Raw genomic sequence first — 18,657 nt, 5'->3', positions numbered from 1 at the left:
CTTCCATCAGGACTTGCGGATCGAGCATCGACTCGGTGTTCGCGCGCCACAGGGCGTTCGCGCGGTCGGAGGCGGCCATGGCCCGCGCCAGCGGCGAATTGTCGTAGAACGCCCAGATTCGCCCGGTGAAGCCGGGATAGCGCGCGGGCTTGCACAGCACACCCAGGTGCGTCGGCGACTGCGAAAACAGCCACGTGGTTCTCAACTGGGCGGTCGGATCGAGCTCCAACTGGCGCAGTGCGGCGCGGGTGTCGGCATGGTTGAGGGTCTCGCCGGCCAGGCGCCGCATGATGTCGGTGAATTCGGTCGCGGTGGTGTGGCCGGCCCGGACTTTCAGCAGTTCGGCGGCCGAGGCGTTCACGTGGGCGAAATCGGTGGCCGAATCCACCGACACCAGGCCCACGTCGAGCTCGTCGAGCAAGCCGGCGAGCTGAGCGACCTGGCGGCGGACGCTGCGACTGTCGGCGACGGCTCGCAGCATCCGCGCCGCGTTTGCGGCAGCGGTTGCTCCGACGCCCGTCCCGATCCGGCGAAAGGCCGCTTCAACTGTGGTGATCACGTCTTTCCCCGGTGGATGGCCCAGGTGCGCCGCAATAAATAGAAACTGGCTACCGATGGGGTTGTACTGGACCGATGCCGTTTCTCGGCATCGATAGCAAAGTTGACGTTACCAGAACGGGCGGTGCCTGGCTCAGCCGCGCGATCCGGGCTCAACTCTACGGCGCTTCAGCGAACGGTGAGCAGGACCAGGGTGCAGTCATCCTCGAAGTTCTCGTCTTCGGTTCGGTTCCTGAGTTGATCGACGAGGTCGTCGAGAGCCCAGTGCGGTGAGCGCGCGGTGCGGGCGCACAGGTCGATGAAGCCCTCGAGGGCCCAGGGCCGGCCGTCGGGCAGCGTCAGGTCGAAGACGCCGTCGCTGTAGATCAGCAGCGCGGAGTCCGGCGGCAGGCGGTAGCTGTGAGTTTCGAAAGTGGTGTCCTCCAAGACTCCGATCGGCATGGATTCCGAAGGCAGGCGCACCGGTTCGGAGCCCTCTTCGGTAAGGACGAGCGCCGGCGGGTGCCCGGCGCCGGCGTACTGCAGGGTGCGGGTGGAGTGCTGGTAGACGCCGTACCAGATGGTGAAGTAGTTGCCATCCTGCTTGTCCATCTGGAATAGCCGGTTGAGCTCGGCGAGGACCCGGCTGGGATCGCGCAGAGTGTCGTGGTCGAGGGCCCCCGAGCGCATCAGGTTGTGCACCGACACCGTGAGCATCGCGGGGGCGATGCCGTGGCCGGACACGTCGACGAGGTAGGCGATGAGGTGGTCGCCGTCGATCCATCGGTAGTCGAAGCTGTCGCCGCCGAGTTCCTTGGAGGGCACGTAGCGGGAGGTGACCGGTACCGGGGCGCCGAGGTCGCGGGGAAGGATCGAGGTGACGTAGTGGGCGGCGCTGTTGAGTTCGGACATCAGCCGGCGAGCCAGCAACTCCACGCCGGAGAGAACCAGAAGGAACGCCTCGAGCAGGACCGTCGTTGCCAGCGCGGCGAGCAACAGGAGCGTCATGACGCCACTGCGGCTGTCGGTGAACGCGGCGCTCGTGGGCCGGACCGTGAGTTCCCAGACGCGCCCGTAGACGTCGAGCGGCAACGTGGTCGCCGTCGGTGCGGCACTGACCTGATCGGGTGCGGCGGGGTCCCGCGCCGCAATATCGGCGATGACGACCGGATCGGCACGATTGCTGACGTCGGCGAGTGTCACACCGACGCTGTCCCACCTGGCTCCGCGGAACGTCTCGGCCAGCATGTCGTTGAGTCGGTAAACGCCGACGGCGAATCCACGCAGTGCCGCCCGCCGGGCCGGCTCGCTTCCCGGAGCCGAACCGCCCTGGTAGATCGGCAGCAGCGCGAGCATGCCCTTTTGTGTGCCGGACTCCTGGACGAGGTCGATAGGGCCGGTCGCCGTGGACCTGCCGGTATTGCGGGCGGTCTCGATGGCGACGGCTCGTGCCGGGTTGGAGTTGATATCGAAGCCGAGAGCATTGCGGTTATTCGCGATCGGCTGGATGTAGGCGACGACGACGTACTCGGGACGAGGTGAGGCGGGCTCCAGGTTGCCGTCCGTGTCGCGCTGGGTGACGGTGAAGTTCGCCAGCCCGGGTTGCGCGCGTTGACGTGCCTCGAAAGCGGCCAGCTCTGCACGGGTGATGAGGGGATTCCAGGACAGGGCCTGCAGATTGGGGAAGCGGTCGAGCGCGTTGGCGGTGTAGGCGTCGAACTGGGTGCCGGTGAGGTCGCCGGATGAGTCCACCAGGCCGCGGAGACCTTCGAGGACCTCCTGGTGAAGCGCGATGTTGGCGGCGAGGTCCGTGGCCGCCTGCTCGCCCAACTGCTGTACGGCGCTGTCGATCCTGGCTCGCTCCTGCGCGAGGTTCTGGATGGTGGCGGCCATCAGGACTGCGGAGATCAGCAGTGACGGAACGGCGATTTTCCAGCGCCGCCCCGACCAGTACTCGGCTTGCGAGGGCAGCATCATCAGTACCAGTGGCGCCACCACGGTGACCCCGATGGCGTCGCCCACCCACCAGGTCAGCCATCCGAACGCCGCCTTGCCGGTGCTGAGTAATCCCGTTGTGAGCTGGGCCGCGACACCGATGGTGGGGGCGATGGTGCTGGCCAGGAGGCCGAGGGCCAGGGTGAGTATCACCGCTCGCGGCGTATCGAGTCGTCGAATCGGACCGACGAAGCGGTCGACCAGGGTTACGCCGGCGGCGGCCCCGAGAACTGCGCCGATGCCGATCGCTGCGGCGACGAGCCAGGTTCGCGGCTCCGGCTCGTCCAACCGGGTCAGCCAGAGCACATTGGTGCCGACCGACCCGATGAAGACGCCCGGCAGAGCGCGCCACCGCCAGCGCAGGGCGGCGGCGAATGCGACCCCGGCGGCGGGCCAGATCGGCGAGGCAAGGCCGGTCATCTGGCCAAGGGTGAGGGTAAGGAGTCCGAGGACGATGTAGATGACCGCGACGGCAGCCGAGATGAGAACGGCCGAGGACCGGCCAGGGCGGCGGCGGGGCGCCCGCGCAGCGGACACCCACCTGCCAAGAGTCTCGCCCGCCGGTCCGCCTGGAGGCGCGTCCGGGGCGGTCGCGTTCAGTTGACCGGTCACGGAACTCGGACAGCCCTTTCGCGGGGACGACGACGGTGACGGGGTTTGCCGGCGCGGCCGCTGCCACGCTCTCTGCTGAACAGTGGATCGGGTGTGAAGTTCTCACCTTACCCAAGTCATTAGCCTGCCTAGGGAGACGTCGGGCGTGCCCGGCCGGATTTGGAGCCTGCACCGATCGTCAGGCATACTGTCCCGGTTGTCTTGAGCCGGGTTCGCAGCCTTCGGGTGCGTGCCGCCCAGGACGTACGACCAGCGCCCAACACCGGCGCATCCGGTCCCCACCTTGCAACGGGAGTGTTCCCTGAGCGGGCCTGCGTGCGGGTGACACACCCGACCGCGGGGGCCGGTGTACCAGGACAGGTAAACAGCGGCGGCGACAGCCAGCGCCTCGGGAATCCGGGCGCTGCGATCAAGAGTGAGGTAGGAGAAGCGTGGCGGGACAGAAGATCCGCATCAGGCTCAAGGCCTACGACCATGAGGCCATTGACGCCTCGGCGCGCAAAATCGTGGAGACGGTCACCCGTACCGGCGCGAGCGTCGTCGGTCCTGTGCCGCTGCCCACCGAGAAGAACGTGTACTGCGTCATCCGGTCCCCGCACAAGTACAAGGACTCGCGGGAGCACTTCGAGATGCGCACTCACAAGCGGCTCATCGACATCCTCGACCCGACGCCGAAGACGGTGGACGCGCTGATGCGCATCGACCTGCCGGCCAGCGTCGACGTGAACATCCAGTAGGGGATTGACAGAGAAATGGCAGCCTCTAACAAGCCACGGCGGGGAATCCTCGGAACGAAGCTGGGCATGACCCAGGTGTTCGACGAGAACAACCGCGTCGTTCCGGTCACGGTCGTCAAGGCCGGCCCGAACGTCGTCACCCGCATCCGCACCCCTGAGCTGGACGGCTACAGCGCCGTTCAGCTGGCGTACGGCGAGATCAGCCCGCGCAAGGTCACCAAGCCGGTCACCGGCCAGTTCGCCGCCGCCGGGATCAATCCGCGCCGGCATCTGGCTGAGCTTCGTCTGGACGACGAGGCGGCCGCCGCCGAGTACCAGGTCGGCCAGGAGCTGGGCGCCGACATCTTCGCCGAGGGCAGCTACGTCGACGTCACCGGCACCTCCAAGGGCAAGGGCTTCGCCGGCACCATGAAGCGGCACGGCTTCAGTGGCCAGGGCGCCGCGCACGGCGCCCAGGCGGTGCACCGCCGGCCCGGTTCGATCGGTGGCTGCTCCACCCCGGGTCGTGTCTTCAAGGGCACCCGGATGTCGGGCCGGATGGGTAACGAGCGCGTCACCACCCAGAACCTGGTGGTGCACAAGGTCGACGCCGAGAACGGCGTGCTGTTGATCAAGGGTGCGGTCCCCGGCCGCACCGGCGGCCTGGTGATGGTTCGCACTTCGGTCAAACGTGGCGAGGCCAAACGAGGTGAGAAGTAATGACAGCGAAGACGGATGTCCGAAACATCCCCGTGCAGAGCCCGGACGGCACCATTCGTGGCAGCGTTGAGCTGCCCGCGGAGCTGTTCGACGTGGAGCCCAACATCGCGCTGATGCACCAGGTGGTGACGGCGCAGCTGGCCGCCAAGCGGCAGGGCACCCACGCCACCAAGACGCGCGCCATGGTTTCCGGCGGCGGCAAGAAGCCGTACCGCCAGAAGGGCACCGGCCGCGCCCGTCAGGGTTCGACCCGCGCCCCGCAGTTCACCGGCGGTGGCACGGTGCACGGCCCGCAGCCGCGTGATTACAGCCAGCGGACCCCGAAGAAGATGATCGCCGCCGCGCTGCGCGGGGCGCTGTCCGACCGGGCCCGCAACGAGCGGATCCACGCGGTGACCGAGCTGGTCGGCGGCCAGATCCCGTCGACCAAGAGCGCCAAGTCGTTCCTCGGCACCTTGGTGCCCGATCGCACGCCCGGAAAAAACACCAAGGTGCTGGTGGTCATCGGCCGCAGCGACGAGGTGGGTGCCAAGAGCGTGCGCAACCTTCCCGGCGTGCACGTGCTGTCGCCGGACCAGTTGAACACCCGCGACGTGCTCAATGCCGACGACGTGATCTTCAGCGTCGAGGCGCTCAACGCCTACATCGAGCACCACACCAAGCAGCAGGAGGTGTCGGCCTGATGGCGACAGTGACTGACCCGCGCGACATCATCCTGGCGCCGGTGATCTCGGAGAAGTCCTACGGGCTGATCGAGGACAACGTCTACACGTTCTTCGTCCACCCGGACTCGAACAAGACGCAGATCAAGATCGCGATCGAGAAGATCTTCGCGGTCACGGTGGAGTCGGTGAACACGGCCAACCGGCAGGGCAAGCGCAAGCGCACCCGGTACGGCTACGGCAAGCGCAAGGACACCAAGCGCGCGATCGTGACCCTGGCCCCCGGCAGCAAGCCGATCGACATCTTCGGAGCACCGGCCTAGCCGGTGAGAAAGCACCTGAAGGACACATCATGGGAATTCGCAAGTACAAGCCGACGACCCCCGGTCGCCGCGGTGCCAGCGTCTCCGACTTCGCTGAGATCACCCGCGCGACTCCAGAGAAGTCGCTGCTGCGCCCGCTGCACAGCACCGGTGGACGTAACGCCCACGGCCGCATCACCACCCGGCACAAGGGTGGTGGCCACAAGCGCGCTTACCGCGTCATCGACTTCCGTCGCAACGACAAGGACGGCGTCAACGCCAAGGTCGCGCACATCGAGTACGACCCGAACCGCACCGCCAACATTGCACTGCTGCATTTCCTGGACGGCACCAAGCGCTACATCATCGCGCCGCAGGGACTCAAGCAGGGCGACGTGATCGAGTCCGGCCCGAACGCCGACATCAAGCCCGGCAACAACCTCCCGCTGCGCAACATCCCGGCCGGCACCCTGGTGCACGCCGTGGAGCTGCGACCGGGCGGCGGCGCCAAGATGGCCCGCTCGGCCGGCTCCAGCATCCAGCTGCTCGGCAAGGAAGGCACCTACGCCGCGCTGCGTATGCCCTCCGGTGAAATCCGTCGCGTCGACGTGCGCTGCCGCGCCACCGTCGGCGAGGTGGGCAACGCCGAGCAGGCGAACATCAACTGGGGCAAAGCCGGCCGTATGCGGTGGAAGGGCAAGCGCCCGACCGTCCGCGGTGTGGTGATGAACCCGGTCGACCACCCGCATGGTGGTGGTGAGGGTAAGACCTCCGGCGGTCGTCACCCGGTCAGCCCGTGGGGCAAGCCGGAGGGTCGCACCCGCAAGCCGAACAAGCCGAGCGACAAGCTCATCGTCCGACGCCGTCGCACCGGCAAGAACAAGCGCTAGGCGGGAGTAGAAAATGCCACGCAGCCTCAAGAAGGGTCCGTTCGTCGACGACCATCTGCTCAAGAAGGTCGACGTCCAGAACGACAAGAACACCAAGCAGGTCATCAAGACCTGGTCGCGTCGTTCGACCATCATCCCGGACTTCATCGGCCACACCTTCGCCGTCCATGACGGGCGCAAGCATGTGCCGGTGTTCGTGACCGAGGCGATGGTCGGCCACAAGCTGGGCGAGTTCGCCCCGACGCGGACGTTCAAGGGCCACATCAAGGACGACCGGAAAGCGAAGCGGCGATGAGCACCACGACGACGAAGACGCAGCCTGAATTCCCCTCGGCGACCGCCGTTGCGCGGTACCTGCCGTTCTCGGCGAGCAAGGCGCGCCGGGTGATCAACCTGGTCCGCGGTAAGTCGGTCGAGGATGCCCTCGACATCCTGCGCTGGGCGCCGCAGGGCGCCAGCGAGCCGGTCGCCAAGGTGATCGCCAGCGCGGCGGCCAACGCCCAGAACAACAACGGCCTCGACCCGCGCACCCTGGTGGTCGCCACCGTCTACGCCGACGAGGGCCCGACCGCCAAGCGCATCCGGCCGCGTGCCCAGGGCCGCGCCTACCGAATCCGCAAGCGAACCACCCACATCACCGTGGTCGTGGAAAGCCGTCCGCCGCGCGACCAGCGCGCCGGACAGTCGACGCGTTCGCGTCGTGCTGAAGGCAGCAAGGCGACCGCGAAGAAGAAGGGAGGCTCGCAGTAGTGGGCCAGAAAATCAATCCCCACGGCTTCCGCCTCGGTATCACCACCGACTGGAAGTCCCGGTGGTACGCCGATAAGCAGTACGCCGACTACGTCAAGGAAGACGTGGCCATCCGGCGGTTGCTCGCCAGCGGCCTGGAGCGCGCCGGCATCGCCGACGTCGAGATCGAGCGGACTCGCGACCGAGTCCGTGTCGATATCCACACCGCTCGTCCGGGCATCGTCATCGGCCGCCGCGGCACCGAGGCCGACCGCATCCGCGCCGACCTGGAGAAGCTCACCGGCAAGCAGGTGCAGCTGAACATCCTCGAGGTCAAGAGCCCCGAATCGGTGGCCCAGCTGGTGGCGCAGGGCGTCGCCGAGCAGCTGAGCAATCGCGTGGCGTTCCGCCGTGCGATGCGCAAGGCCATCCAGTCGGCCATGCGCCAGCCCAACGTTAAGGGCATCCGGGTGCAGTGCTCCGGTCGTCTCGGTGGTGCGGAGATGAGCCGCTCGGAGTTCTACCGCGAGGGCCGCGTGCCCCTGCACACGCTGCGCGCCGACATCGACTACGGCCTCTACGAGGCCAAGACCACCTTCGGGCGGATCGGCGTGAAGGTGTGGATCTACAAGGGCGACGTGGTCGGTGGTAAGCGTGAGCTGACCGCCGCCGTGCCCGCCGGTGACCGGCCGCGCCGGGACCGTCCGTCGTCGGCCACCCGTCCGCGCCGCAGCGGCTCGTCGGGCACCACCGCGACCAGCACCGAGGCCGGCCGCGCCGCCACCGAGGAAGCCACCCCGGTCGCGGAAGCGGTCATCCCCGCGCCCGTGGAAACCACTGTCCAGGTCATTTACGAGAACAACGCTGTTGACGGCCAGGAAAGCCGTGCTGACAAGAGCGATCTCACCCCCGACCAACTCCAGGAGTGAGTGACACATGTTGATTCCCCGCAGGGTCAAGCACCGCAAGCAACACCACCCCAAGCAGCGTGGTATTGCCAGCGGTGGCACCAGCGTGACCTTCGGTGACTACGGCATCCAGGCTCTGGAGCACGCCTATGTCACCAACCGGCAGATCGAGTCCGCCCGTATCGCCATCAACCGCCACATCAAGCGTGGTGGCAAGGTGTGGATCAACATCTTCCCGGACCGTCCGCTGACCAAGAAGCCGGCCGAAACCCGGATGGGCTCGGGCAAGGGCTCACCCGAGTGGTGGGTGTCCAACGTCAAGCCCGGCCGGGTGCTCTTTGAGCTGAGCTACCCCGACGAGAAGATCGCGCGCGAAGCGCTGACCCGTGCGATCCATAAGCTGCCGATCAAGGCGCGCATCGTGACCCGAGAGGAGCAGTTCTGATGGCAGTGGGCGTCAATGCCGGTGAGCTGCGTGAGCTGACCGACGACGAATTGACCGACAAGCTCCGGCAGGGCAAGGAAGAGCTGTTCAACCTGCGCTTCCAGATGGCCACCGGACAGCTGTCCAACAACCGCCGGCTGCGGGTTGTCCGACAGGAGATTGCGCGTATCTACACGGTGTTGCGTGAACGTGAACTGGGTCTGGCCGCCGGGCCCGGTGGTGAGGATTCGTAATGGCTGAAACAGGTTCGAAGAACACCCCGGCTACCGAGAAGCCGCGGGGTCGCCGCAAGACGGCGATCGGCTACGTGGTCAGCGACAAGATGGAGAAGACCATCGTCGTCGAGCTCGAGTCGCGCGTGCAGCACCCGAAGTACGGCAAGATCATCCGGACCACCAAGAAGGTCAAGGCGCACGACGAGGCCGGCACCGCCGGCATCGGCGACCGCGTCTCGCTGATGGAGACCCGGCCGCTGTCGGCCACCAAGCGCTGGCGTCTGGTCGAGGTCCTCGAGCGGGCCAAGTAGCCTTCGCCGCAACGTCACCCAGGCGCCCACCGCATCGCGGTGGGCGCCTGGTGTTTCGGTCTTGTGTCCACCAGCACCCGGCGGCCGGGCATTGTGCTGTGCAGATTTGACGAAATCTGCGCCCCGCCACCTGCTCATCTGGCGGGGAACGGCCTGGGACTGCCGTACAATTTGCCAGCAATGCCCACCGGGGCGACAGTGGGTGAAGGGGTACTTGCGATGGCCGATTATCCAACGCGGAACACTGACTCCGGCGTTGTGGTGCTCCGACCGGAGGGTCGTCTGAACATGGTCGCCGCCCCCGATCTGCGTGAGCAACTGCATTCCATCATCAGAAGCGGCAAGAACCGCATTGTGGTGGACCTCTCCGGTGTGGACACCATCGACTCGTCCGGATTGGGTGCCCTGATCTCTGGTCTGAAGGCCGCCCGGCAAAGCGGTGGGGATCTTCGCATCGCCGCGGCCGGAGAGCAGGCGACCGCGGTGCTGGAGCTGACCAATCTCAACCGGGTACTCAAGTCGTATGTATCCGCCGGCGAAGCATTCGATGACGCGGACTGATTTGGCTGTGCTGGAGACGAAGGCGGGACCGCACGCGCTCGAGGAGATCGAGGAATTCCTCGAGCGCACCTGGTCTGTGCACGCAGAAGTGCCGCCCCCCGTGCGGCTTCATATGGGCATCGCGGCCAGCGAGATCGCCGCCAATATCGTTGAGCACACGGCGAAGGGCCAGGTGGTCAACATCCGGATGACGGTGTCGGTATTGACCGACGCGGTTCGGATAGATTTCGTCGACGACGGCGCCCCCGCCGAGGTCAACCTGGATGCGGTGAGCATGCCTGACGACATGGCCGAACGTGGTCGCGGTCTGCCGTTGGCGCAGGCCGTTCTTGATGAACTGTCCTACCGCCGCACAACGTGCAACGAGTGGACGCTACACAAGCGATTCAGCACAGCGATCTAGCTCTCGGTTGGCTCCAATAGTCCATGTCCGTGGGCCTCGCACCCGAGCCAGAATTGACACCATGGCTAAACCGGGAGTCCTCGAGACGATGACCGGCTTCGCAGCCCTCGACGAGATCGGCACCATGCTTGAGCGGATGTGGTCGACTCACGGCCATGTGCCCCTTCCGGTGCGTACGCAGGTCGCGATCGCCGTCGGGGAGATCGGCGCCAACATCATCGAGCACGCCGCGCAGGGGGGTCCTGTCCGGCTGCGCTTCGAAGTTCTCGTGCTGCGCGACGAGGTGCGGGTCTTCTTCACCGACCACGGATCCCCGGCGCAGATCGACCTGACCAGTGCCGCCATGCCCGAACAGATGGCCGAGAGCGGTCGCGGACTGGCACTAGCCAATGCCGTTCTTCACCGATTGGATTACATCCGCGGGTGGGCCAACCACTGGCTGCTGGTCAGTAAGCGGTTCGCCTAACCCGGGTTGGTGTACTTCGACGCCCGGAAGACGCTGACCGCCTCGCTGCGGGAGCCCACACCCAGCTTGCTGAGCAGGTTGTGCACGTGGTTCTTCACCGTGTGCAGGGTCAGCGACAGCCGCGAGGCGATCTGCTGATTGGTCAAGCCCTGCTCGACGAGTTCGAGAATTTCGATCTCGCGCGGCGTCAGCGCATCGGTTGTTATGTCCGGATTCGCCTGTGCTGCAAAGGCGTACACCCGACGCATCAAAATCCCCGAAACATCCGGCGAGCACTGAGCCTGCCCGCCGCCCGCGCTGCGGATCAAGGTCACCAGGTGGTCGAACGATTCGGTGCGCAGGTGCAGGCCCGCCACACCGGATTCGGCACACGCGACGATCTCCGACTCACGCTCGGTCGTCAGGCCGTACACGATGACGCGGGTGCCACCGTTGAGGTCGATGCCTAACTGCAGCAGGGTGCTGCTGTCGGGCGTGCCGATGTTGAGCAGAATCACAGCCGGTGCCGTCCGGTCCATTTCGCTCAGCAGAGACGGCAGATCCCAGGCCACGGTGGCAGAGACCCCACGGTCGGAAAGATTGGCAGCTAGGCACTCGCGATCCAACCTGCCGTCGTCGACGATTACGACGTGCGTACCGGCCGGCAGCGCCGAGACTGTTGCCGACACGTCGGGCGGACCCCCTGGCATTCAACGCGGACTGTTATCGAAGTGCGAAGTCTACTCTCCGATTCCACATCGGCATCGGCTGCGCGTGACCGGTAACGTCGGACTGCATGGCTGCTGAGTTCACCGGCAAGATCGCCCTCGACATCCGCGATTCCCAAGCGGATTGGGCGCCGTTCCTGCCGCCCGCCGCGCCGGACAACGCCCCCAACGTGCTGTACCTGGTCTGGGACGACGTGGGCATCGCGACGTGGGACTGCTTCGGCGGGCTGGTCGAGATGCCGGCGATGACCCGGATCGCCGAGCGCGGGGTGCGGCTGTCGCAGTTTCACACCACCGCCCTGTGCTCGCCGACGCGTGCCGCGCTGCTGACCGGGCGCAATCCCACCAGTGTCGGCATGGCGACCGTCGAGGAGTTCACCGACGGCTTCCCGAACTGCTCGGGCCGCATCCCCGACGACGCCGCGCTGCTGTCGGAGGTCCTGCTGGAGCACGGCTACAACACCTACTGCGTGGGAAAGTGGCATCTCACTCCGCTGGAGGAGTCAAATCTGGCTGCCACCAAACGGCATTGGCCGCTGGCCCGCGGCTTCGAACGGTTCTACGGATTCCTCGGCGGCGAGACCGATCAGTGGTATCCCGATCTGGTCTACGACAACCATCCCGTGGACCCGCCCGGCACCCCGGAGGACGGCTATCACCTGTCGGCGGACCTGGCCGACAAGACCATCGAGTTCATCCGCGACTCCAAGGTGATCGCGCCGGACAAGCCCTGGTTCACCTACCTGTGCCCCGGCGCCGGTCACGCCCCGCACCACGTCTTCACAGAATGGGCCGACCGCTACGCCGGCCGGTTCGACATGGGCTACGAGCGCTACCGCGACATCGTGCTGGAGAACCAGAAGAGACTCGGCGTGGTGCCGCCGGACACCGAACTGTCGCCGGTCAACCCCTACGCCGACGTCACCGGGCCGGACGGCCAACCTTGGCCGGTGCAGGACACCGTGCGGCCGTGGGACTCCCTCAACGACTCCGAGAAGCGGCTGTTCGCCCGGATGGCCGAGGTGTTCGCCGGCTTCCTGTCCTACACCGACGCCCAGATCGGCCGGGTGCTGGACTATCTGGAGGAATCCGGCCAACTCGACAACACCGTCATCGTGGTGATCTCCGACAACGGCGCCAGCGGTGAGGGCGGCCCCAACGGTTCGGTCAACGAGATCAAGTTCTTCAACGGCTATCTCGACACTGTCGAGGACAGCCTGCGGTTCTACGACGAACTCGGCGGCCCGGCGACCTACAACCACTATCCGATCGGCTGGGCGATGGCGTTCAACACGCCCTACAAGCTGTTCAAGCGCTACGCCTCCCACGAGGGCGGCATCGCCGACACCGCGATCGTCTCCTGGCCGGCCGGCATCTCCGCGCACGGCGAAGTGCGCGATCACTACATCAATGTCGCCGACGTCACCCCGACCGTCTACGAGCTACTGGGCATCACGCCGCCCGAGACTGTCGGCGGGGTGCAGCAGCGTCCCCTGGAGGGCACGAGTTTCGCCGCGGCACTGAATAATCCAGACGCCGACACCGGTAAGAGCACCCAGTTCTACGCGATGCTGGGCACTCGCGGTATCTGGCATAACGGCTGGTTCGCCAACAGCGTGCACCCGGCCAGCCCGGCGGGGTGGGGACACTTCGCCGACGACCGCTGGGAGCTGTTCCACATCGCCGCCGACCGCAGTCAGTGCCACGACCTGGCCGCCGATCAGCCCGGCAAGCTCGACGAACTCACGGCGCTGTGGTTCTCCGAGGCCGCCAAGTACAACGGGCTGCCGTTGGGTGACCTCAACATGCTGGAGGCGATCACCCGGTTCCGGCCCACCCTGACCGCCGGACGCAAGACCTTCACCTACTACCCGGGCCTGGCCCCGGTCGGGTTGGGCGCGATGGTCGAACCGCGCGGCATGTCCTTCTCGGTTCTGGCCGATGTCACCGTCGGCGACGACGCCCGCGGGGTGCTGTTCAAGCAGGGCGCCGGGCACGGCGGGCATGTGCTTTTCGTCGACGACGGGCGGCTCAGTTACGTCTACAACTTCATGGGGGAGGTCGAGCAGGCGGTGAGCGCCCCGGACCCGATTCCGTCGGGTCGGCACCTGGTGGGCGTGCGTTACGAGCGCACCGGCACCGTCGAGGGCAGCCACACCCCACTGGGGACGGTGTCGCTCTACGTCGACGACGCGGTCGTCGCCACGCTGGCCGACGTGCGCGCCCACCCGATCACCTTCGGGCTCTCCGGGGGCGGTGTGCAGGTCGGCCGAAACAGCGGGCAGGCGGTGAGCAGCCGGTACGCCGCACCGTTCCCGTTCACCGGCGGCAGCATCGCCAAAGTGGTCGCCGACGTCTCCGGCACGCCCTACCTCGACCGGGAACGGGAGATCGCGCTGGCCTTCGCTCGGGACTAAGCCCCGGGCAAAGTGGCCCGCGACTGAGTGGCTCCGGGACGCGGTGGCTTAGCCTGATCATATGCTGACCGACCTCGTGGATCTGCCCGGCGGATCGTTCCAGATGGGCTCGACGAGTTTCTACCCCGAGGAAGGGCCGATCCACACCGCCACCGTCGGGGCGTTTGCCATCGAACGCCACCCGGTGACCAACGCCCAGTTCGCCGCCTTCATCGCCGAGACCGGCTACGTCACTGTCGCCGAGCGTCCGCTGGACCCGGCGCTGTACCCCGGCGTCGCCGAGGAGGACCTGCTGCCCGGCGCGCTGGTGTTCCGGCCCACCCGCGGGCCGGTCAACCTCGGCGACTGGCGGCAGTGGTGGGACTGGGCCCCCGGCGCGCACTGGCGCAAGCCCTACGGCGAGGGCAGCGACATCGCCGGCCGCGACGACCACCCCGTCGTGCAGGTCGCCTATCCCGACGCCGGGGCCTACGCCGCCTGGGCCGGGCGTCGGCTGCCCACCGAGGCCGAGTTCGAGTACGCCGCCGGTGACGGCGGGCAGACCGCCTACTCCTGGGGCGAGGAGCCCCGGCTTGACGGCCAGCTGATGGCCAACACCTGGCAGGGCCGATTCCCGTACCTCAACCACGGCGCGCTGGGCTGGGTCGGCACCTCCCCGGTGGGCACTTTCCCGCCGAACGCCTTCGGGCTGGTCGACATGATCGGCAATGTCTGGGAGTGGACCACCACCAAGTACTCCGAGCGTGGGCACGCGCTCGACGGTTCGTCGAAGTCGTGCTGCCCAACTTCGGTGGAACCGGATCCCAGCCTCACTCAGGCACTCAAGGGCGGCTCGCACCTGTGCGCGCCGGAGTACTGCCACCGGTTCCGGCCCGCAGCCCGCTCGCCGCAATCTCAGGACAGCTCGACCACCCATATCGGGTTCCGCTGCGTGGTCAGCCGCTAGCCGAGCCGACGATGCCGCCGACGGACGAGGCGGAGGAGGAGCGAGGCAGTCCGACCTAGCCCGACCCAGCCCGATTTGGCTGGCGGGGTGCCAGTCACCTAGTATTTGGGGGTTGCCTGGGGCAGACCTCGGCTGGCGTGTGAGTTCGTTTCCCACGCAGGCCCCGCGTGCCCTCGGGGAACAAGACCAAGCACGACGAGGGTTTTTTTGCGGCTGCGCAGAAATGTTTGTCCGCGCGTGCACAACTGAGGGAGATCTGGTGATTCAGCAGGAATCGCGGCTCAAGGTCGCCGATAACACCGGTGCCAAGGAGATCCTGTGCATCCGCGTGCTCGGCGGCTCGTCGCGGCGCTACGCCGGCATCGGCGACATCATCGTGGCCACCGTCAAGGACGCCATCCCCGGCGGCAACGTCAAGCGTGGTGACGTGGTCAAGGCCGTGGTGGTGCGCACCGTCAAGGAGCGTCGCCGCCCGGACGGCAGCTACATCAAGTTCGACGAGAACGCCGCGGTGATCATCAAGAACGACAACGACCCGCGCGGTACCCGCATCTTCGGCCCGGTCGGCCGCGAGTTGCGCGAGAAGCGCTTCATGAAGATCGTCTCGCTGGCCCCGGAGGTGCTGTAGATGAAGGTCCACAAGGGCGACACCGTTCTGGTGATCTCCGGAAAGGACAAGGGCGCCAAGGGCAAGGTCATCCAGGCCTTCCCGGATCGCAACCGTGTCCTCGTCGAGGGCGTCAACCGGATCAAGAAGCACACCGCGAATTCGGCCAATGAGCGCGGCGCGTCCTCGGGCGGCATCGTCACCCAGGAGGCGCCGATCCACGTCTCGAACGTGATGGTCGTCGACTCCGACGGCACCCCCACCCGGATCGGCTACCGCGTCGACGAGGAGACCGGCAAGCGCGTCCGCATTTCCAAGCGCAATGGCAAGGACATCAAGGCATGAGCACAGCTGAGAAGGTTCAGCCGCGGCTGAAGCAGCGCTACCGCGCTGAGATCAAGGACGCGCTGAACAACGAGTTCAACTACGCCAACGTGATGCAGATCCCGGGCGTGGTCAAGGTCGTCGTCAACATGGGTGTCGGCGACGCCGCCCGTGACGCGAAGCTGATCAACGGCGCGGTCAACGACCTGGCCCTCATCACCGGCCAGAAGCCGGAGATCCGCAAGGCCCGCAAGTCCATCGCGCAGTTCAAGCTGCGCGAGGGCATGCCGATCGGCGCGCGGGTAACCCTGCGCGGCGACCGGATGTGGGAGTTCCTGGATCGGCTGGTCTCCATTGCGCTGCCGCGTATCCGCGACTTCCGGGGCCTGAGCCCCAAGCAGTTCGACGGACACGGCAACTACACCTTCGGGCTGGCCGAGCAGTCGGTGTTCCACGAGATCGATGTGGATTCCATCGACCGGCCGCGTGGCATGGACATCACCGTCGTCACCTCGGCGACGAACGACGACGAGGGACGTGCGCTGTTGAGGGCGCTGGGCTTCCCGTTCAAGGAGAACTGAGCAGATGGCAAAGAAGGCTCTGGTCAACAAGGCCAACAAGAAGCCGAAGTTCGCGGTGCGGGCCTATACGCGCTGCAACAGGTGCGGTCGCCCGCACGCGGTGTACCGCAAGTTCGGCCTGTGCCGTATCTGCCTTCGCGAGATGGCGCACGCCGGCGAACTGCCGGGTGTGCAGAAGTCCAGCTGGTAATACTCGAATTCACTGGCGCAGCAGGCCCTTCCGGGAACCGCTGCGAGGAAGGTAGACAGTCCCGGTCATGACCGCGATGACGACGATACTGAGCGTAGCGAAGAAGAGGAGCAGCGCTCGATGACGATGACGGACCCGATCGCAGACTTCTTGACGCGTCTGCGCAACGCCAACTCGGCGTATCACGACGAAGTGTCCCTGCCCCATTCGAAGATCAAGGCCAACATCGCCGAGATCCTCAAGAATGAGGGCTACATCAGCGACTTCCGCACCGAGGATGCCCGGGTGGGCAAGGCGCTGGTGGTCAAGCTCAAGTACGGCCCCAACCGGGAGCGCAGCCTCGCCGGTCTGCGCCGGGTCTCCAAGCCCGGCCTGCGGGTCTACGCCAAGTCCACCGGTCTGCCCCGGGTGCTCGGTGGCCTGGGCGTGGCGATCATCTCCACTTCCGCCGGCCTGAAGACCGACCGCCAGGCCGCCCGTGAGGGCGTGGGCGGCGAAGTCCTCGCGTACGTGTGGTAGCCGGAAAGGATTAGCAGGCTTATGTCGCGTATTGGTAAGCAGCCGGTACCGGTTCCCGCCGGTGTCGATGTGACGATCGATGGCCAGACGGTGTCGGTCAAGGGCCCCAAAGGCGCCCTGCAACTCGAAGTGGCCGAACCGATCTCGGTGGCCCGCAACGACGACGGCGCCATCGTGGTGACCCGTCCGGATGACGAGCGGCGCAGCCGTTCGCTGCACGGTCTGTCGCGGACCCTGGTGGCCAACCTGATCACCGGTGTCACCGAGGGTTACACCAACAAGATGGAGATCTTCGGCGTCGGCTACCGCGTGCAGCAGAAGGGCAGCAACCTCGAGTTCGCCTTGGGCTTCAGCCACCCGGTCGTCATCGAGCCACCCGACGGCATCACCTTCGCGGTGGAGGCACCGACGAAGTTCTCGGTGTCGGGCATCGACAAGCAGAAGGTCGGACAGATCTCGGCGGTCATCCGCCGCCTGCGTCGCCCGGACCCGTACAAGGGCAAGGGCGTTCGCTACGAAGGCGAGCAGATCCGTCGCAAGGTCGGAAAGACAGGTAAGTAGACATGGCGCAGACAGAGACGATCGATCGCGCGCCGATCGGCACCACGGTGTCGGCGGCCCGCCGGGCATCCCGGCTTCGCCGGCACAACCGGCTGCGCAAGAAGGTGGTCGGCACCGCGCAGCGTCCGCGCCTGGTGGTCAACCGCTCCTCGCGGCACATCCACGTGCAGTTGGTCAACGACGCCAACGGCACCACGCTGGCCGCGGCTTCGTCGATCGAGGCCGACGTCCGTGCGGTCGAGGGCGACAAGAAGGCCCATGCCGTTCGCGTCGGTCAGCTGATCGCCGCGCGCGCTAAGGCCGCCGGCATCGAGGCCGTGGTGTTCGACCGCGGCGGCAATACCTACGGCGGGCGCATCGCCGCCTTGGCGGACGCCGCCCGCGAGAACGGATTGAGGTTCTAGATCATGCACAGCTTTGAGCTCAACGGAAGGACCGCGTAAATGGCGGAGCAGACTTCGGCTCCCGTGGCCGCGGAGGCCGCCACCGTGACCGCAGGCAGCCGCGACGACCGCGGTGACCGTGGTGATCGCGGCGGACGCGGTGATCGTGGGCGCCGCGATGATCGCGGCGGCCGCGGCGGCCGTGACGGCGGCGAGAAGAGCCAGTACCTGGAGCGCGTCGTCACCATCAACCGCGTCTCCAAGGTGGTCAAGGGCGGCCGCCGGTTCAGCTTCACCGCCCTGGTGATCGTCGGTGACGGCCACGGCATGGTGGGCGTGGGCTACGGCAAGGCCAAAGAGGTGCCCGCCGCCATCGCCAAGGGTGTGGAGGAAGCCCGCAAGAACTTCTTCCGCGTCCCGCTGATCGGCAGCACCATCGTCCACCCGGTTCAGGGTGAGGCCGCCGCGGGTGTGGTCATGCTGCGCCCGGCCAGCCCCGGTACCGGCGTCATCGCCGGTGGCGCCTGCCGCGCGGTGCTGGAATGCGCCGGCGTGCACGACGTGCTGGCCAAGTCGCTGGGCAGCGACAACGCGATCAACGTGGTGCATGCCACCGTTGCCGCGCTGAAGATGCTGCAGCGTCCCGAAGAGGTGGCCGCCCGTCGCGGTCTGCCCATCGAAGATGTCGCCCCGGCCGGCATGCTGAAGGCGCGTCGCGAGAGCGAAGCCGCGGCACGGCATGCCGTCGTGGCCGCTGAAGGAAGCGCATAGAAATGGCAGAACTCAAGATCACTCAGGTGCGCGGCACCGTGGGGGCGCGCTGGAATCAGCGTGAGACCCTGCGGACGCTGGGCCTGAAGAAGATTCGCCAGTCGGTGGTCCGCGAAGACAACCCGCAGACCCGCGGGCTGATCAACGTCGTGCATCACCTCGTCGAAGTTGAGGAGGTC

Annotated in this window: 28 protein-coding genes; 25 read left to right on the top strand and 3 right to left on the bottom strand. The window is 66.7% G+C overall.

What is annotated here, in order from left to right; all coding sequences use genetic code 11:
• The coding region (locus tag ADBZ6I_RS07665; RefSeq protein ID WP_526382477.1) for a hypothetical protein at nt 1–481 on the bottom strand (481 nt) is incomplete at its 3' end.
• 245 nt (nt 482–726) lie between these two features.
• A complete protein-coding gene (locus tag ADBZ6I_RS07660; RefSeq protein ID WP_526382475.1) occupies nt 727–3,069 on the bottom strand; it encodes a CHASE domain-containing protein in 2,343 nt (780 codons plus the stop codon).
• Between the two features lie 506 nt (nt 3,070–3,575).
• Here ADBZ6I_RS07660 and rpsJ point away from each other — a divergent pair.
• From rpsJ to ADBZ6I_RS07590, 14 genes are all read left to right on the top strand, one after another.
• Entirely contained in the window at nt 3,576–3,881 is a 306-nt protein-coding gene (rpsJ, locus tag ADBZ6I_RS07655) for a 30S ribosomal protein S10 (protein ID WP_003883485.1), read from the top strand.
• Between the two features lie 15 nt (nt 3,882–3,896).
• Entirely contained in the window at nt 3,897–4,580 is a 684-nt protein-coding gene (gene rplC, locus ADBZ6I_RS07650; protein ID WP_526382473.1) for a 50S ribosomal protein L3, read from the top strand.
• Nucleotides 4,580–5,263, top strand: coding sequence for a 50S ribosomal protein L4 (rplD, locus tag ADBZ6I_RS07645; protein WP_526382471.1), 684 nt, complete (start codon nt 4,580–4,582; stop codon nt 5,261–5,263). The genes rplC and rplD overlap by 1 nt, the downstream gene beginning before the upstream one ends.
• Nucleotides 5,263–5,565 carry a 50S ribosomal protein L23 gene (gene rplW, locus ADBZ6I_RS07640; protein WP_526382469.1) on the top strand — a complete coding sequence of 101 codons (303 nt, stop codon included), beginning with the start codon at nt 5,263–5,265 and terminating at the stop codon, nt 5,563–5,565. Before rplD ends, rplW begins: the two co-directional genes overlap by 1 nt.
• A 29-nt stretch (nt 5,566–5,594) precedes the next feature.
• Complete coding sequence (rplB, locus tag ADBZ6I_RS07635; protein ID WP_526382467.1) at nt 5,595–6,434, top strand: 50S ribosomal protein L2; 840 nt, start codon at nt 5,595–5,597, stop codon at nt 6,432–6,434.
• 13 nt (nt 6,435–6,447) lie between these two features.
• Nucleotides 6,448–6,729, top strand: coding sequence for a 30S ribosomal protein S19 (gene rpsS, locus ADBZ6I_RS07630; protein WP_064283843.1), 282 nt, complete (start codon nt 6,448–6,450; stop codon nt 6,727–6,729).
• Nucleotides 6,726–7,184 carry a 50S ribosomal protein L22 gene (gene rplV / locus ADBZ6I_RS07625; protein ID WP_526382465.1) on the top strand — a complete coding sequence of 153 codons (459 nt, stop codon included), beginning with the start codon at nt 6,726–6,728 and terminating at the stop codon, nt 7,182–7,184. Before rpsS ends, rplV begins: the two co-directional genes overlap by 4 nt.
• Complete coding sequence (rpsC, locus tag ADBZ6I_RS07620; protein ID WP_526382463.1) at nt 7,184–8,092, top strand: 30S ribosomal protein S3; 909 nt, start codon at nt 7,184–7,186, stop codon at nt 8,090–8,092. The genes rplV and rpsC overlap by 1 nt, the downstream gene beginning before the upstream one ends.
• A gap of 7 nt (nt 8,093–8,099) precedes the next feature.
• Entirely contained in the window at nt 8,100–8,516 is a 417-nt protein-coding gene (rplP, locus tag ADBZ6I_RS07615) for a 50S ribosomal protein L16 (protein WP_133694261.1), read from the top strand.
• Nucleotides 8,516–8,749, top strand: coding sequence for a 50S ribosomal protein L29 (gene rpmC / locus ADBZ6I_RS07610; protein ID WP_526382460.1), 234 nt, complete (start codon nt 8,516–8,518; stop codon nt 8,747–8,749). The genes rplP and rpmC overlap by 1 nt, the downstream gene beginning before the upstream one ends.
• Nucleotides 8,749–9,042: a 30S ribosomal protein S17 gene (gene rpsQ, locus ADBZ6I_RS07605; RefSeq protein ID WP_526382458.1), complete on the top strand. Its 294-nt coding sequence runs from the start codon at nt 8,749–8,751 to the stop codon at nt 9,040–9,042. Before rpmC ends, rpsQ begins: the two co-directional genes overlap by 1 nt.
• A gap of 219 nt (nt 9,043–9,261) precedes the next feature.
• The gene (locus ADBZ6I_RS07600; RefSeq protein WP_526382483.1) at nt 9,262–9,603 is read left to right on the top strand and encodes an STAS domain-containing protein; all 342 of its coding nucleotides are present in this window, start codon (nt 9,262–9,264) and stop codon (nt 9,601–9,603) included.
• Nucleotides 9,590–10,006 carry an ATP-binding protein gene (locus tag ADBZ6I_RS07595; protein ID WP_526382456.1) on the top strand — a complete coding sequence of 139 codons (417 nt, stop codon included), beginning with the start codon at nt 9,590–9,592 and terminating at the stop codon, nt 10,004–10,006. Before ADBZ6I_RS07600 ends, ADBZ6I_RS07595 begins: the two co-directional genes overlap by 14 nt.
• A 61-nt stretch (nt 10,007–10,067) precedes the next feature.
• On the top strand, nt 10,068–10,472 hold the full coding sequence (locus tag ADBZ6I_RS07590; protein WP_526382454.1) for an ATP-binding protein: 405 nt from the start codon (nt 10,068–10,070) through the stop codon (nt 10,470–10,472).
• On the opposite strand, the gene ADBZ6I_RS07585 is transcribed toward ADBZ6I_RS07590, so the two are convergent.
• On the bottom strand, nt 10,469–11,140 hold the full coding sequence (locus ADBZ6I_RS07585) for a LuxR C-terminal-related transcriptional regulator (RefSeq protein WP_526382452.1): 672 nt from the start codon (nt 11,138–11,140) through the stop codon (nt 10,469–10,471). The genes ADBZ6I_RS07590 and ADBZ6I_RS07585 overlap by 4 nt on opposite strands.
• A gap of 107 nt (nt 11,141–11,247) precedes the next feature.
• Between ADBZ6I_RS07585 and ADBZ6I_RS07580 the strand changes: the two genes are divergently transcribed.
• From ADBZ6I_RS07580 to rpmD, 11 genes are all read left to right on the top strand, one after another.
• Nucleotides 11,248–13,596: an arylsulfatase gene (locus ADBZ6I_RS07580; RefSeq protein WP_526382450.1), complete on the top strand. Its 2,349-nt coding sequence runs from the start codon at nt 11,248–11,250 to the stop codon at nt 13,594–13,596.
• Between the two features lie 61 nt (nt 13,597–13,657).
• Nucleotides 13,658–14,542 (top strand): formylglycine-generating enzyme family protein, encoded by an 885-nt coding sequence (locus tag ADBZ6I_RS07575; RefSeq protein ID WP_526382448.1) that lies wholly within the window; start codon nt 13,658–13,660, stop codon nt 14,540–14,542.
• Between the two features lie 259 nt (nt 14,543–14,801).
• Entirely contained in the window at nt 14,802–15,170 is a 369-nt protein-coding gene (rplN, locus tag ADBZ6I_RS07570) for a 50S ribosomal protein L14 (protein ID WP_313675097.1), read from the top strand.
• Nucleotides 15,171–15,494 (top strand): 50S ribosomal protein L24, encoded by a 324-nt coding sequence (rplX, locus tag ADBZ6I_RS07565; protein WP_526382446.1) that lies wholly within the window; start codon nt 15,171–15,173, stop codon nt 15,492–15,494.
• Nucleotides 15,491–16,054, top strand: coding sequence for a 50S ribosomal protein L5 (gene rplE, locus ADBZ6I_RS07560; RefSeq protein WP_526382444.1), 564 nt, complete (start codon nt 15,491–15,493; stop codon nt 16,052–16,054). Before rplX ends, rplE begins: the two co-directional genes overlap by 4 nt.
• Before the next feature lie 4 nt (nt 16,055–16,058).
• Complete coding sequence (locus tag ADBZ6I_RS07555; protein WP_047329118.1) at nt 16,059–16,244, top strand: type Z 30S ribosomal protein S14; 186 nt, start codon at nt 16,059–16,061, stop codon at nt 16,242–16,244.
• 120 nt (nt 16,245–16,364) lie between these two features.
• Entirely contained in the window at nt 16,365–16,763 is a 399-nt protein-coding gene (rpsH, locus tag ADBZ6I_RS07550) for a 30S ribosomal protein S8 (protein ID WP_526382441.1), read from the top strand.
• A gap of 21 nt (nt 16,764–16,784) precedes the next feature.
• Nucleotides 16,785–17,324: a 50S ribosomal protein L6 gene (gene rplF, locus ADBZ6I_RS07545; RefSeq protein WP_526382439.1), complete on the top strand. Its 540-nt coding sequence runs from the start codon at nt 16,785–16,787 to the stop codon at nt 17,322–17,324.
• A 35-nt stretch (nt 17,325–17,359) separates the two neighbouring features.
• Nucleotides 17,360–17,728 (top strand): 50S ribosomal protein L18, encoded by a 369-nt coding sequence (rplR, locus tag ADBZ6I_RS07540; protein WP_526382481.1) that lies wholly within the window; start codon nt 17,360–17,362, stop codon nt 17,726–17,728.
• 39 nt (nt 17,729–17,767) lie between these two features.
• The gene (gene rpsE, locus ADBZ6I_RS07535; RefSeq protein WP_526382437.1) at nt 17,768–18,478 is read left to right on the top strand and encodes a 30S ribosomal protein S5; all 711 of its coding nucleotides are present in this window, start codon (nt 17,768–17,770) and stop codon (nt 18,476–18,478) included.
• Between the two features lie 2 nt (nt 18,479–18,480).
• A partial coding sequence (gene rpmD, locus ADBZ6I_RS07530; RefSeq protein ID WP_526382479.1) for a 50S ribosomal protein L30 occupies nt 18,481–18,657 on the top strand: 177 nt, incomplete at its 3' end.

The sequence above is a fragment of the Mycobacterium sp. genome, from assembly GCF_044342925.1.
In the GTDB taxonomy this organism is placed as follows: Bacteria; Actinomycetota; Actinomycetes; order Mycobacteriales; family Mycobacteriaceae; genus Mycobacterium.
Note: the sequence above shows the minus strand (reverse complement) of the source record. Positions and strands in the feature narration are given on the sequence as shown.